The following is a 14,589-nucleotide window of genomic DNA, read 5'->3' on the forward strand; positions in this document are numbered from 1 at the left end:
CTCCTCGCGTTCGCACGATTGGACAGGTTCGTCATGCGCAGAACTGCCCGGCTGGGCCGGTCATCCAGAGTCACCGCGGCGGTGCTCGCGGTCGTCATGCTCGGCTCCGGAGGCACGGCACTGGCCGCACCCGTGACACCCGGCAGCAACTGGTCGGTCCCGCCGGGGCAGAAGGAGAAGAGCGTCCCGGTCAGCCCGGTCGCCGCCCGGAAGCTGCCCGCGATCGCGAACGGCACGCCGCCGGTCGTGGCGCCCGTCTGGCCCGCGGCGACCGACACCGACGTCGACCTCGCGCCCGCCGCCCGGCAGGTGCGGGCCGCCGGTTCGCCGGTGCGGCTCGACCGGGTCGCGGCCAAGCCCGCCAAGGTGCACGTCAAGGTCGCCGACCACAAGGCGGCCGAGGCGCTCGGCCTCGACGGCGTCGTCCTGTCGGTCACCGGCGCCACCGACGGCCCGGTCAAGGTCGCGCTGGACTACAGCGGGTTCGCGAACGCGTTCGGCGGCGGCTGGAGCGACCGGCTGCGGCTGTTCACCCTGCCCGCCTGCGCACTGTCCACACCGGACAAGCCGCAGTGCCGCGAGCGCACGCCCATCGCGGGTTCCACCAATGACGCCAAGACGCGCCAGGTGACCGCCGACGTCACCACCGGCGCGCAGCAGACCCAGGTGCTCGCGGCCGCGGCGGCGTCGTCCGGCTCCGCGGGCTCGACGACGGCGATGCCGCTCTCGGCCGCGGGCGACTGGTCCGCCGGCGGCTCGGGCGGCGACTTCTCCTACAGCTACCCGTTCGCGACGCCGAAGGCGCCCAACGGCGCGGCCCCGAACCTGGCGCTGAGCTACTCCTCGGGCAGCATCGACGGCCTGACGTCGGCGACGAACAATCAGGCGTCGTGGATCGGCGACGGCTGGGACTTCACGCCCGGCGGGTTCATCGAGCGCCACTACAAGGGCTGCAGCGAAGACCTGGGCGGCAACAACGGCCAGACCAAGACCGGTGACCAGTGCTGGGGCCCGGACAACGCGTCGCTCGTGCTCGGCGGCCGCTCGACCCAGCTGATCAAGGTCAGCGACACGCTGTGGCGCCCGAAGAGCGACGACGGCTCCAAGGTCGAGCTGCTGACCGGCGCGCAGAACGGCGTCTCCCACGGCCAGCACTGGCGCGTCACGACCGGTGACGGCACCCAGTACTACTTCGGCCTCAACCACCTGCCCGGCTGGACCACCGGCAAGCCGGAGACGCAGTCGGCGTGGACCGTGCCCGTGTTCGGCAACAACGACGGCGAAGACTGCTACCAGGCCAACGACTTCGCGCACTCGTGGTGCCAGCAGGCGTGGCGGTGGAACCTCGACTACTCCGTCGACCCTCACGGCAACGTCAGCAGCTACTACTACCAGCCGGAAAAGAACTCCTACGGCCTGAACCTGAACGTCACCTCGGCGGGCACCTCGTACGTGGCGGGCGGCTACCCGCTGCGCGTCGAGTACGGCCTGCGCCTGGTGAACGGCAGCGTCTACGGCACCAGCCCGTCGAACCAGGTCGTGTTCGACACGGCCGAGCGCTGCATCCCGGACGCGTCCTTCGACTGCGCGCCGGACAAGCTCACCGCCGCGAACGCCGCGCACTGGCCGGACGTCCCGTTCGACCAGATCTGCGCCGAGGGCGCGACCTGCGACTACGGCGCACCCGCGTTCTTCACGCGCAAGCGGCTCACGGCGGTCCGCACCCAGTACCTCACCGGCACCACGCCGCACGACATCGACCAGTGGGACCTCGTCCAGTCGTACCCGGGCTCGGGTGACGCGGCGCCGCCCGCGCCGTGGCTGAATTCGATCACGCACACCGGCAAGGCGGGCGCCACGCCGATCACCCTGCCGCCGACGCTGTTCGACCGGTACGTCTTCGCCAACCGCGTCGACACGCTGAACGACCAGTACGCGGCTATCACGCGCAGCCGCCTGAAGGAGATCCGCACCGAGACCGGCGGCCGGATCACGGTCGCCTACTCGGCCCAGGACTGCGTGCCGGGCGTGAAGATGCCCGCGTCGCCGGAGACCGACACCTACCGGTGTTTCGCGTCGTACTGGAGCCCGCCGGCGTCTAAGGACCCGGTGCTGGACTGGTTCCACAAGTACGTCGTCGTCGACGTCAAGGAGGAGGACCTCACCGGCGGCTCGGTGCCGGTCGAGACCCACTACGACTACCCGATCGACACCGCCGCCTGGCACTACGACGACAGCCAGTTCACCCCGGACGACCGCCGCACCTGGAACCAGTGGCGCGGCTACAACGTGGTGACCACGTCGATCGGCGCGCCGGGCAAGACCCAGACCGTCACGGAATCGCTGTACCTGCGCGGGATGGACGGCGACCACCTGCCGTCCGGCACCCGGCAGGTGTCGGTGACGGACTCCGACGGCGGGTCCATAGTGGACGAAGACTTCCTGCAGGGTTTCGTGCGCGAGTCGCGGACGAAGCTCGAGGACGGCAAGACGGTCGACTCGGCGACGGTCAACGAGCCGTGGAAGCGCGGCCCGACCGCGACCAGCGCGGACGGGCGCCTCAAGGCGTACATGCTGGACACGAAGGAGGTCCGCGGCCGGACGCTGCTCTCGGACGGCAAGACCTACCGCCGGACGCTGGTGAAGAAGCAGTTCGACGACAACGGGATGACGACCCAGGTCGAGGACCAGGGCGACACGTCGACGCCGTCGGACGACACCTGCACCAACACGACCTACGTCGCCAACACGGCCGGGATGTTCGACCGGTCGAGCTCGGTCGTCATGTTCGGCGGTACCTGCGCCGGGACCCAGACCGCGGCGAACAGCATCACCGACGTCAAGGTCGCCTACGACCACCAGGCCGTCGGGCAGCCGCCGACGAAGGGTGACATCACCGAGCAGGACACGCTCGACACCTGGGACGCCGACGGCAAGCACTACGTCGCCACCGCCAAGAACTCCTACGACGACCTCGGCCGCGAAACCGAGTCGACCGACGTGTTCGGCAACGTGTCGAAGACGGCGTTCGTCCCGGAGACCGGCGGGCCGGTCACCCAGACGAAGACGACCAACCCGCTCGGCTGGACGTCGACGACGACCCTCGAGCCCGCGCGCGGCAACCCGACGACGTCGGTCGACGTGAACGGCGTCAGCACGGACATCGACTACGACGCGCTCGGCCGCAAGACCACCGTCTGGAAGCCGGGGCGGCTCCGCAGCCAGACCGCGTCGGCGACGTTCGAGTACGGCGGGAACCAGACGACCCCGACGTTCGTCCGCACGAAGACGTTGCAGGACACGGGCAAGTACACCGACGCGTACACGATCTACGACGGCCTCGGCCGGACCCGGCAGACCCAGGTCCCGGCCCAGGGCGGCGGCCGGATCATCGCCGACACGCTGTACGACTCGCGCGGCCTGCAGTTCAAGACGAACGCGCCGTACTACAACGACGCGTCGGGTCCGAACGCGACACTGGTCTCGGCCGCGGACAACACGGTGATGTCGCAGACGGTGACGGAGTACGACCGGCGCGCGCGGCCCACGGCGTCGATCCTGATGTCGAAGGGTGTCGAGCAGTGGCGGACGACCACCCGCTACGAGGGTGAGCGCACGACGACGATCCCGCCCGCGGGCGGTTCACCATCCACAGTGGTCACCGATGCGCAGGGCCAGACGGCGCAGCGCTTGCAGTACACCAACGGCTACACGCCGGGCGCGGCCAACCCGGCCGACGTCACGAACTACACCTACAACGCGGCGGGCGCGATGACGTCCGTGCAAGACTCGTCGGGCAACGTCTGGTCGACCAAGTACGACCTGCGCGGGCGGAAGATCGAGCAGAACGACCCGGACGCCGGGCGCTCGACGTTCGCCTACGACCAGGCCGGGCAGCTCAAGTCCACAACGGACGCCCGGAGCCAGACCCTCGTCTACACCTACGACACGCTCGGCCGGAAGGTCCGCGAGAACAAGGATTCGGACACCGGACCGGTTTTGGCGGCGTGGACGTACGACACGGTGCTGCACGGGCTGGGGCTGCCCGCGTCGTCAACCCGGTGGGACGGGACCGACGCGTACACGAACCGCGTCGTCACCTACGACGCGTTCAGCAGGCCGACCAAGACGGCGGTCGACGTCCCGGCGTCGCAGGACGCGCTCAAGGGGACGTTCGAGTTCTCGACGAAGTACACGGCGACGGGCGCGGTCGCGGAGACGGTGAGCCCGGCGGCGGGGAACCTGCACCAGGAGCACATCGTCCGCTCGTACACGGACCTCGGCCTGCCGTCGACGACGTACGCGCTCGACTCGACGACGGGCGCGCGCACGGACCTGGTGTCGTCGACGGGGTACACGTCGCTGAACGAGATGTCGACGTTGCAGCTGGACAGCGCGACGTCGGCGGCGAACGTCGGCGTGACCCAGACGTACGACGAGGTCACGCGCCGGGCGCAGACGACGACGGTGAGCCGCGAGACGCAGGTCGGCGCGGAGCTGACGAAGCGGACGTACACGTACGACCCGGCGGGCAACGTCCGCAAGATCGCGGACACACCGTCGGGAGCGACGGCCGACGTCCAGTGCTTCGACTACGACTACCTGCAGCGGATGACGGAGGCGTGGACGCCGTCGTCGGCGGACTGTTCGACGGCGAAGTCGGCGACGGCACTGGGCGGCGCGGCACCGTACTGGAAGTCGTACACGTTCGACAAGACGGGCAACCGCAAAACGCAGGTCGAGCACAAGACGGCGGGCGACGTGACGACGACGTACACGTACCCGGCCTCGGGGGCGACGGCGGTGCGCCCGCACGCGCTGACGCAGACGGACACGGCGGGCCCGACCGGCACGGCAACAGCCGGTTATACGTATGACGAAACGGGCTCGGTGAAGACCCGCAACGTCGGCGGCGACACGCAGACGTACACGTACGACGCGGAGGGCCGCACGGCGACGGCGTCGGACAAGACCGGCACGAGTTCGTACGTGTACGACGCGGACGGCAACCGCTTGATCACCCGCGACCCGACGGGCGTGACGCTGACGATCGGGGACTTGGAGGTCTTCCAGACGGCGGGCACGCACGCGTCGACGGCGATCCGCTATTACGCACACGGCGGCACGCAGGTGGCCGAGCGGGTGGGGACGTCGGGTCTGCGCTGGATGCTGGGGGACTTGCACGGCACGAACGGGTTGTCGATCACGCAGGGGACGCTGCAGCCGAACCAGCGGTACACGGACCCGTTCGGCAACGTGCGCGCGCAGACGTCGACGTGGCCGGACAAGCACGGGTTCGTCGGCGGCTACCAGGACACAACGGGCCTGACGCACCTGGGAGCGCGCGACTACGACCCGGTGACGGGCCGGTTCACGAAGGTGGACCCGGTGTTGACGCCGGATTTGCCGCAGACGTTGAACGCGTACGCGTACGCGAACAACTCCCCGGCGACGGAGTCGGACCCGAGTGGTCTGTCGGCGTGTTATTCGATGGGGTCGGACGGGTTGCTGTGCAATCCGGGCACGCCGCAGGCAGTGGGTTGTTCGTGGAACAAGAGCTGCAACGTGGTGGGCCACCACACGGACGCGGAGATCGACGCCCACAACGGCAAGGGAGCCCGCGACAGGTACCTGGCGGAGCACAACGTCGACCAGGCGGCGTACCGCGACGCGCAGGCGGTGGTGAAGAAGTCCAAGTGGGACGTGTTCGTCGACGCGGCGGGCGAGCTGATCAAGGGGCTGATCGGCTGGGACGACATCAAGGACTGCGTGACGCTGGGAGCGTTCGGCGCGTGTGTCCGGACGGTGATCAACTTCATCCCGTGGGGCAAGATCCTGAAGGCCGGCGAGATCATCGCGGACTTCTGGAAGGGCGCGAAGGCCCTGATCACGTTCGGCAAGGAGGTGGAGAAGGCCGAGAAGGTGATCGTCGACACGGAGAAGGTCCTGGTCGACGCGGAGAGGGCCGCCGACGCTGCGGCGGATGCCGAGCGGGCGGCTTCGGAGGTGGCCCACGGGGCCCAAGAGGCCAAGGGTGCTGAGGCCGCAGGTGCTGCGGAAAGCAGTGCGAAAGACGTAGCTCCAGGCTGTCTGAAGCACAGTTTTGTCGCGGGCACGCGGATCCTTCTGTCGGACGGGACGTCGAAGCCGATCGAGCAGGTCCACGACGGCGACGTGGTCCAGTCGACTGACCCGGCGACGGGCACGGTCGAGCAGCACAGGGTCGTGGGAACACTCGTTCACACCGACGAGTACGAGCGCACTGAGATCACCTTCGAGTCGGGCGGCTCCCTCGTAGCGACGGACTGGCACCCCGTCTGGCTGGAAGAGGTCGGCGACTGGGTTCCGGTCGGGTCGCTCGAACCCGGTGATCACCTGCGCTCCGCGAAGGGTGCTGGGGTCGCTGTCAAGGCGGTTCGCCACTTCCGGCACGACGCGCCCGTCTACGACCTCACGGTGGACTCGGTTCACAGCTACTACGTGCTGGCAGGCGCTGTCTCACTGCTTGTCCACAACTGCGGTGAAGGTTACGAGCGACCGGCTGGGAAGTTCGTCGACAAGGAATCCAGAATCGCCAGAGCCACCGGTCACAGCGTGCGTGATATCAAGGATGCGATTCACAGTGTGAAGAGACAGGGGAAGCTTGGCGGGGCGCGCTCGAACCCTGATGTGATGGTCGACCTGGAAACAGGCGAGGTGCACACCAAGTTGCCGTGCGGCTGCCCGAGTGAAGATTCGATCGGAAACATCTTCGATCACTTGCCTGATCCTGACGACTACGGTGGGCGGAGTATGCCGAGAGGACGCCGCTAGCGTCCGGCAGGAGAGGGTCTGATGGAGGACGAAGACGCATGGGCCCGGGTGTCACTCAGGGTGTCGGTCGAGGAGTGTCCGGCTGATTGGGTGGAAGCCACCATCGCCTTGCAAGGTGACCTCGAGCACCGCGTCGTGCGGGGTGAATACTGGTGGTCGGTCGATCTCTACAAGACCGGAGACGAATCGATCGACCACCAGTTGGACGCCCTGGCCGGCTTGCTGCGTGACCATCGATCCGGCTTCGTCGAGGTGGGGGCGCGGACCGAGGTGAACCTGATGATCAGCTGGACTCCACGGCGGGGTCAGGACAGTGTGGGCTTCGACGCGGAGTTGATCGCGCTTCTCGCTTCTGTAAATGGGCGAATCGTCCTCGACACGCACACTGACGACGATTGATTTTCGGCGATGACCGGCAGACGAGTGGGGACTCGTTCGCGAACCGGACATTCCCGCTCACGAAGTCCGCCACCCCCGCCACGCCCCCCGGCCGACGCACGATGGCCACAGCCGGCCGATCGATGCGTTCGGCGCGTGCGTCCGGACGGTCATCAACTTCATCCCGTGGGGCAAGATCCTCAAGGCCGGCGAGATCATCGCGGACTTCTGGAACGGCGCGAAGGCGCTGATCACGTTCGGCAAGGAGGTGGAGAAGGCCGAGAAGGTCATCGTCGACACGGAGAAGGTGCTGGTCGACGCGGAGAGGGCCGCGGACGCGGCGGCGGATGCCGAGCGGGCTGCCTCGGAAGTGGCGCACGGGGCCGAGGAGGCCAAGGGAGCCGAGAGCGGCGCTTCGTGTGCGTTGCACAGCTTCGTGGCCGGGACCCAGATCCTCCTGGCAGACGGCTCGACGAAACCGATCGAGCAGGTCGCGAATGGTGACGTGGTCGAGACGACGGATCCGTCGACGGGTGCGGTGGAGCAGCACAAGGTGGTGGGGACGCTCGTCCACAGCGACGAGGAGCAGCGCACCGAGATCACGCTGGACTCGGGCGGGGCGCTGGTCGCGACGGACTGGCATCCCGTGTGGGTGGAAGAAGCGGGTGACTGGGTCGCGATCGGGTCGCTGACCGCCGGCGAGCACCTACACTCGGCGGATGGTCGGTCGGTCGAGGTCAAGTCGGTTCGCCACTTCGAGCAGGCGGCACCGGTTTACGACCTCACGGTGGACGCAGTCCACGACTATTACGTGGCCGCCGACGCGGTCTCGGTTCTGGTTCACAACTGCGGCACGGCCGACGACGACTTGCTGGACTTCGCGGATGAGGCCTTGAGCACGCCAGCGGCGGCCCGTCCGAATGTCGCCACGAAGGTCACGTCTGCGGATGGACGACACGTGAGGTTCTCGTATGCCACGGACACTCGCGCGGGCGGGATGCCGTCACAGACCAGCCGGGCTGTGGCTGACGCTGGTCACCACGGCGGGTGTGGTGAGGTCGGCTGCGCGGCGGCACTCGAACGGGACGGGATTCCGTTGGAAGGCTCGACATTCCAATCCGTGAAGATCGGTGGCGGCGGCCGAGGCAATTCGTTCCCGATGGAAAGCCATGGCGAATTGATCGGGCCATGTCCTGTCAGCGCTTCCTGCCCCTGATCGGAGGACGTGGGTGACCTCTGGGCAGATCCCGCCCGAACTGCGTGCGGCGTTGCGCGCTCTGCGTACAGTGCGCTCGGAGAAGCCCGAGGGAGGATCCGAAACCGAAGCGTTCGCCGCCTGGCGGGAGCGGATGGCCGAGGCTCTCGAGCGCCTGGCGCAGCTGTTGATCTTTCCCGAGGATCGACGGCAAGCTGCGGATGAGGCGACCGAAGCCCGGGCCCAGGCAGCGCGCATTCGGGCCCACCTGAGGAATGACCGAGCCGACTGATGTGAACCCACTCAGCTCAGCAACGCCGTCACCGCGGCGTGCGCCTTCTCCGCGTCGGGCGCGTCCCCGGTGATGACGTCCGTGTACACGAACGACTCCCCGATCCGCACCAAGAGATAAGCCAGATCCGGCACCGGCAACGGCGGCTCCAGCCTTCCCGCGGCGACCTCGGACGACAGCAACTCCGAAAGCCGAGCAGTAGTCCGCTGCTGGCAAACGCTTGCGCGCGTCGTCAACAGCCGCAAAGCCCGCTCTGGCTCGCGACGCAGGAAGTCTCGAAAAGGCGGTGACTCGTTCGCGAACCGGACATACCCGCTCACGAAATCCGCCACCCCAGCAGCCCCGCGCCCGACGCACGAAGGCCACAGCCGGGCGATGGACGCAGCGGACAGCGACCACAAGATCTCCCCGAGCAGCCGGTCTCGCGAGCCGACCCGGCGGTGCAACGTCGCCCGGCTGATCGACAACGCCTCCGCCAGCTCGCCCATGTCGACCCGGCGGCCCGCCAGGAACCAGTCACGGGCCAGTTCGAACTCCTGAGACATATGCCAGAATGTCTCATACCCACGAGCGAGAGGGAACACGACATGCGCGCAGTGCAGGTGACGGAGTTCGGCGGACCCGAGGTGCTCAAGCCGGTCGAGCTGCCCGATCCGGAGCCCGGCCCTGGCGAAGTCCTCATCGACGTCGACCGCATCGGTGTCAACTACGCCGACACCCACCAGGCCGAGAACTCCTACCTCGCGCCGTCCAAGCTCCCGCTCGTTCCCGGTGGCGAGGTGGTCGGGACAGCCCAGGGCAAGCGGGTCGTGGCGCTGCTCAACGGCGGTGGGGGCTACGCCGAGAAGGCCGTCGCCCCCGAGGCGACCACCTTCCCCGTTCCCGACGGCGTCGACGACCTCGCCGCCCTCTCCATGCTCGTCCAGGGCACCACCGCCTGGGTCCTGCTCCGCAAGAACGCCCACCTCGAGAAGGGCGAATCGGTCGTCGTGCACGCGGCCGCCGGGGGTGTCGGGACCGTTGCCGTTCAGCTCGCCAAAGCCTGGGGTGCCGGGCGCGTCATCGCCACCGCCAGCTCCGACGAGAAGCGCGCCCTCGCCCTCGAACTCGGCGCCGACGTCGCCATCGACTCCAAAGCCGAAGACATGACCGCGGCCATCCTCGAGGCCAACAACGGCCGCCTCGTCGACGTCGTTCTCGACATGGTCGGCGGGGCCACCACCGATCAGAGCATCGCCGCCCTCGCTCCCTTCGGCCGCCTCGCCTTCTACGGCATGGCCGGGCGCGAGAACCCCAAGCCCGTCGAGCTGCGCAACCTCCTCGGCCACAGCACCACCGTCAGCGGCATGTGGCTGCCGCACGTCTTCCGCCTGCCGGGCAACGTCTTCGGGACCGCGCTGAACGAGCTGTTCACGCTCGTCGAAGAAGGCAAGCTCAAGGCGATCCCGGGCGGTGAGTACGCGCTGTCCGACGCCCGCGCCGCGCACGAGGCCCTGCGCTCCCGCAAGACCGTCGGCAAGCTACTCCTCGACCCCGGCAAGTAGGCGTTCCAGGGGTGCCGCCTTGTGGAGGCACTCCTGCCACTCCGCCTCCGGGTCCGAATCCGCCGTGATCCCGCCGCCCACGCCCAGCGACACCGTGCCCGCGGCGATCTCGAACGTCCGGATCGCGACGTTCAGCTCCAGCCCGGCCACCGGTGACACCAGTCCGATCGCTCCCGTGTAGACCCCGCGTCCGCACGGCTCCAAAGCAGCGATCAGATCGAGCGCGCGGATCTTCGGCGCGCCCGTCACCGAGCCGGGCGGGAACGTGGCCGAAAGCAGCGAGGCGTCCGAAACCGTCGGCCGCAGGACGCCGGTGACCGTCGAGTCCAGGTGCCACACCCCCGGCGCCGGCCGGACCCGCAGCAGGGACGGCACCGTCACCGATCCCACCTCGCACACCCGGCCCAGGTCGTTGCGCACCAGGTCCGTGATCATCACGTTTTCCGCGACGTCCTTCACCGACTGCCGCAGCAGCAACGCGTTCCCGTCGTCAGCCGGTCCACGGCGGGGGAGCGTCCCCTTGATCGGCGTCGAGCGCACCGCACGGCCGTGCCGCGCCAGGAACAGCTCCGGCGAAAACGAGACCACCGAGCCCCATGCGCCGGACAAGTACGCGGCCCGGCGGGGAGACAACGATGAAACCCCGGCCGCGAACAACGCCGAAGGGGACCCCGAGAAAGGACCCGTGAAGCGCGAGCAGATGTTCGCCTGGAACAGCTCCCCGGCTTCGATCGCGTGCACGCACGCCTTCACCGCGTCCCGGTGGTCCGACGGCAGCGGACGCCGCAAAGGCCCGGCGGACCAAGACGAAGCAGGCACGGAAGCGGCCAGCAGCGACTCCATGGTGGACACCGACGGCCCGCCGCCGTCCAGCGACTCCAGGTAGCAGGTGCCTGACGACGACCACCGCAGCACGTGGTCCGCCCAGCCCCACGCCGACGCCGGCAACGCGCCCGAACGGCCCGAAGGATCGGCCAGGTCGTAGGACAGGTAGCCGAACCAGCCGCCGCCGATCACGCCCGGCGCCGCGTCGACCTCCGGGGGGAACGACGGCAGCGCGCGCGGGGAAACGGTGAGCGACGGCGCGATCACCGCCTGCGCGGAAAACCAGTCACCCGACAGCATCGCGGGCGGCGGCAGCCCGCGCGACGCGGCGTGGTGAGCGAGTACCGAAAAAGCGCGCACCGGCGTCACGTTCGTCCGAAGTGCCCTGCTCGTCACGCGCATGGCGCCATATCACCACACGTCAGAGCAGCAAGTCACCCAATGTGAAGGGGTACACGACGGCGTTCTGCTCGACCGGCCCGTCGATGCCCGGCACGTCCGGCGCGCACGCGTGCTGGTGCACGCCGAGCCGCGAGTGGAACCAGCCCGGCCGCCCCGGGATGCCGTTGTGGCGGGCCAGCCACAGCACCACCTCGCTGTCGGCCCAGCGGTCCGGGTGCAGCCGGTGCGCCCAGCAGTCGTGGTCGGCGTAGATCAGCACTCGCTCGATGCGCGCCGCGTGCCGGACGTGCTTGATCCACGCCTTGATGAACCGGTCGTCGACGCTGGGCGCCGCCACCTCCAGCGCCGGGGCCAGCGATCCGGGCGCGAACGCGCCGAGCCTGCTCGCCGTCCGCACGAAGTGGTCCGCCTGGTCGTGCACCGCGCCGGGCCGGGCGTAGTGCCGCCCGCCGACGTGCAGCCCGGCTTCCTGCGCGCCCGCCAGGTTGTGCTCGGCGGCCAGGTTGGTCCAGTTGACGTTCTCGCTGATCGTCACCGACACGAACTTGGTCTCCGCCGCGCGGACGGCGTGCCAGTCGGACACGCGTTCGCGGTGGGACAGCGAGATCCCGCGTTCGCTCTCCGGCTCCGTCACAGTCCGCCCCCGGCACGTCGGTGGAGAGCACACCATACGTCGCCGGGGGCGGACTCGCAGTGGCCAACGCGCGGTTGATCAGGCGTTTTCCTTTTGGAACGTGCGGGTGCCCCACCACACCGACACCACCGCCATCACCAGCACCACGACGCTGCCGGTGAACAGCGCGTCCATCGAGAAGTCGCCGCGGAAGGTGTTCCGCTCGACGTCGACGACGTGCCGGAAGGGGTTGATCTGCGAAACGGTGTACAGCCAGTCCGGCGCGACCCCGGCCGTGATCGGCAGCAGGATCCCCGACAGCAGCAACAGCGGGATGAGCACGGCGTTGAGCAGCGCGGGGAACGTCTCCTCGCTCTTCAACGTGAGTGCCAGCGCGTAGGAGCACGACGCCAGCGACACGGCCAGCAGGAACACGATGACCAGGCTCAGAAGCACGCCGCCGACCGGCGCGTCCAGGTCGAACGCCAGGTACGCCAGCGCGATGATCAGCACCGCCTGGACGACGGCCTGCAGCGCGTTGGCCAGCACCTTGCCGAGCAGCAGCGCCGTGCGGCTGACCGGCGTGACCCGGAACCGCTCGACGACGCCGGAGCGGTATTCGGCCAGCAGCCCGAAGCCGACGAACGAGCTGCCGAACAACGCCAGCTGCGCGATCAGCGCCGGGGTGAGCAGCATCCAGCCGTCCACTTCGGACAGGCCCTGCCCCCGCATCGCCTTGACCATCAGCGGCCCGAACAGGAACAGGTAGAGCAGTGGCTGCATGACCCCGATCAGCACCCAGGTCGGGTTCCGCAGGGCCGCGGTGAGGTCTCGGCGGAAGATCAGCCAGGTGTCACGCAGCACGGCCGCCCTCCTCCGCTTCGCGCAGCGAGCGCCCGGTCAGGGTCAGGAAAACGTCGTCGAGGGTCGGCCGGTGCACCTGGACCGACAGCATCGGGATGCTCTTCGCGTCCAACGCCCGCAGCAGCTCCGGCAGCGCGACGTCGCCGCGCGGCACCCGGAACCGGACCACCCCGTCGGCCACGGACAGCTCGTGCGCGCCGCCGAGCCGCCCGGCGATCTCGGCGGCGTCGGCCGCCTGCTCCGGGTCGACGCCGACCTCGACGCGGTCGCCGTTGACCCGCGCCTTGAGCGCGTCCGGCGTGCCCTCGGCGACGATCCGGCCGTCGTCGATGACGATCAGCCGGTCGGACAGCGCGTCGGCCTCGTCGAGGTAGTGGGTGGTCAGGAAGACCGTGACGCCCTGCTCGGCGCGCAGCCGGCGGATGTGGTCCCACAGGTTGGCGCGGCTCTGCGGGTCGAGGCCGGTCGACGGCTCGTCGAGGAACACCAGCCCGGGCGAGTGGATCAGCCCGAGCGCGATGTCGAGCCGCCGCCGCTGGCCGCCGGACAACGTCTTGGTGAGCCGCTGGTCGAGCCCGGTCAGGTCGAGCTGGTCGGCGAGCTCGGCGCCGCGCGCGATCGCGTCGGCCTTGCTCATCCGGTAGAGCCTGCCCTGCAGTTCCAGCTCGTCGGCGACCTTGCTCTCCGGTGCGCTGCCGCCGCCTTGGGCGACGTAGCCGATGCGCTTGCGCACGCCGAGCGGGTCGGTCAGCAGGTCGCAGCCGCCGACGTTGGCCGTGCCCGCGGTCGGCTTCAGCAGCGTGGTCAGCATGCGGAGCGTGGTGGTCTTCCCGGCGCCGTTCGGGCCGAGGAAGCCGACCAGCTCGCCCGCTTCGACGTCGAGGTCGACGCCCTTCACCGCGTGCACTTCGCCCCCAGTGCGGCCCTTGCGGCGGAACCGCCGCTCGAGACCGCGTGCCGTGATCATGGGATCCCCTCTCGAAAAGTAGTCAAGGTTGACTAGCTGAGGGGCACACTGTGCCGCAGCGAGCTCGGCTAGTCAAACTTGATTACCGAGGCGGCTCGCCGAAGGGGGACCCGGCGTCGTCGGCCATCACGTACTCGCCCGCCTCCAGCCGGGCGATCAGGCCCGCCAGCCACGACCGGCTCGCGTCGGTGATCCCGCCCCACAGCCGGTACAGCTCGCCGACGTGTTCCGGCGTGCCCTGTTCCATGCTCACTTTCAGCTCTTCGAGCATCAGCCCCGCCTGCCGCTGCTCGGCCTCCAGGTGCACCAGCCGGTGGCGGAGCAGGTTGATCACGCGGGCGCGCGGCAGCGTGGTCATCAGCGAGATCGCGGCCGACAGGTCGGGGTGGTTGAGCTGGGGATCCGACAGCGCCTTCGAGAGCAGGACCTGGTACTCCTGCTCGCCCTCGCCGGTGAGCCGGTAGGCGACGCGGTCCGGGCCGCCGTCGCCCGGCTCGACGTCGACCTGCTCCAGGAGGTCCTCGGCGGTCATCTTCTTCAGCGCGTGGTAGATCGACCCGGGCTGGACGTTCGCCCACTTGTCCGCCGACCAGGTCAGCAGCTCGCGACGCACCTGGTAGCCGTGCGCGCGGCCGTACATGCGCACCACCCCGAGCACGAGCAACCGTGTCGCCGACAACCGGGCCTCCCTCTCGA

General features: G+C 69.1%; 11 protein-coding genes. 5 read left to right on the forward strand and 6 right to left on the reverse strand.

The genetic code is table 11. The features are described 5' to 3' along the window. The first annotated feature begins 33 nt into the window (after positions 1–33). From QP939_RS21245 to QP939_RS21260, 4 genes are all read left to right on the forward strand, one after another. A complete protein-coding gene (locus QP939_RS21245) occupies positions 34–6,813 on the forward strand; it encodes an RHS repeat-associated core domain-containing protein (protein ID WP_285458546.1) in 6,780 nt (2,259 codons plus the stop codon). Between the two features lie 21 nt (positions 6,814–6,834). Beyond that, complete coding sequence (locus QP939_RS21250) at positions 6,835–7,212, forward strand: hypothetical protein (protein WP_285458548.1); 378 nt, start codon at positions 6,835–6,837, stop codon at positions 7,210–7,212. A gap of 247 nt (positions 7,213–7,459) precedes the next feature. Further along, positions 7,460–8,407, forward strand: a complete 948-nt coding sequence (locus QP939_RS21255) for a Hint domain-containing protein (RefSeq protein ID WP_285458549.1) — start codon at positions 7,460–7,462, stop codon at positions 8,405–8,407. A 13-nt stretch (positions 8,408–8,420) separates the two neighbouring features. Beyond that, positions 8,421–8,678 (forward strand): hypothetical protein, encoded by a 258-nt coding sequence (locus tag QP939_RS21260; RefSeq protein ID WP_285458550.1) that lies wholly within the window; start codon positions 8,421–8,423, stop codon positions 8,676–8,678. Between the two features lie 11 nt (positions 8,679–8,689). Here the strand turns inward: QP939_RS21260 and QP939_RS21265 are convergent, their stop codons facing one another. Beyond that, on the reverse strand, positions 8,690–9,223 hold the full coding sequence (locus QP939_RS21265; RefSeq protein WP_285458551.1) for a QsdR family transcriptional regulator: 534 nt from the start codon (positions 9,221–9,223) through the stop codon (positions 8,690–8,692). A 42-nt stretch (positions 9,224–9,265) separates the two neighbouring features. On the opposite strand from QP939_RS21265, the gene QP939_RS21270 reads away from it, so the two are divergent. Then, positions 9,266–10,222, forward strand: coding sequence for a quinone oxidoreductase family protein (locus QP939_RS21270; protein WP_285458552.1), 957 nt, complete (start codon positions 9,266–9,268; stop codon positions 10,220–10,222). Here QP939_RS21270 and QP939_RS21275 read toward each other — a convergent pair. From QP939_RS21275 to QP939_RS21295, 5 genes are all read right to left on the reverse strand, one after another. Beyond that, positions 10,199–11,449, reverse strand: coding sequence for an aminodeoxychorismate synthase component I (locus QP939_RS21275; protein ID WP_285458553.1), 1,251 nt, complete (start codon positions 11,447–11,449; stop codon positions 10,199–10,201). The genes QP939_RS21270 and QP939_RS21275 overlap by 24 nt on opposite strands. A 19-nt stretch (positions 11,450–11,468) precedes the next feature. Then, positions 11,469–12,083: a glycoside hydrolase family 25 protein gene (locus QP939_RS21280; protein WP_285458554.1), complete on the reverse strand. Its 615-nt coding sequence runs from the start codon at positions 12,081–12,083 to the stop codon at positions 11,469–11,471. A gap of 78 nt (positions 12,084–12,161) precedes the next feature. Continuing rightward, positions 12,162–12,926 carry an ABC transporter permease gene (locus tag QP939_RS21285; protein WP_285458555.1) on the reverse strand — a complete coding sequence of 255 codons (765 nt, stop codon included), beginning with the start codon at positions 12,924–12,926 and terminating at the stop codon, positions 12,162–12,164. Then, positions 12,916–13,893 carry an ATP-binding cassette domain-containing protein gene (locus QP939_RS21290; RefSeq protein WP_285458556.1) on the reverse strand — a complete coding sequence of 326 codons (978 nt, stop codon included), beginning with the start codon at positions 13,891–13,893 and terminating at the stop codon, positions 12,916–12,918. Before QP939_RS21290 ends, QP939_RS21285 begins: the two co-directional genes overlap by 11 nt. Before the next feature lie 82 nt (positions 13,894–13,975). Beyond that, positions 13,976–14,572: a PadR family transcriptional regulator gene (locus tag QP939_RS21295; RefSeq protein WP_285458557.1), complete on the reverse strand. Its 597-nt coding sequence runs from the start codon at positions 14,570–14,572 to the stop codon at positions 13,976–13,978. Between the last annotated feature and the right edge of the window lie 17 nt (positions 14,573–14,589).

Source organism: Amycolatopsis nalaikhensis (assembly GCF_030264295.1).
In the GTDB taxonomy this organism is placed as follows: Bacteria; Actinomycetota; Actinomycetes; order Mycobacteriales; family Pseudonocardiaceae; genus Amycolatopsis; species Amycolatopsis nalaikhensis.

Coding starts and splice junctions, on each gene's coding strand:
- QP939_RS21245 (WP_285458546.1), top strand. CDS start 34: ATGCGCAGAACTGCCCGGCTGGGCCGGTCATCCAGAGTCACCGCGGCG.
- QP939_RS21250 (WP_285458548.1), top strand. CDS start 6,835: ATGGAGGACGAAGACGCATGGGCCCGGGTGTCACTCAGGGTGTCGGTC.
- QP939_RS21265 (WP_285458551.1), bottom strand. CDS start 9,223: ATGTCTCAGGAGTTCGAACTGGCCCGTGACTGGTTCCTGGCGGGCCGC.
- QP939_RS21270 (WP_285458552.1), top strand. CDS start 9,266: ATGCGCGCAGTGCAGGTGACGGAGTTCGGCGGACCCGAGGTGCTCAAG.
- QP939_RS21275 (WP_285458553.1), bottom strand. CDS start 11,449: ATGCGCGTGACGAGCAGGGCACTTCGGACGAACGTGACGCCGGTGCGC.
- QP939_RS21290 (WP_285458556.1), bottom strand. CDS start 13,893: ATGATCACGGCACGCGGTCTCGAGCGGCGGTTCCGCCGCAAGGGCCGC.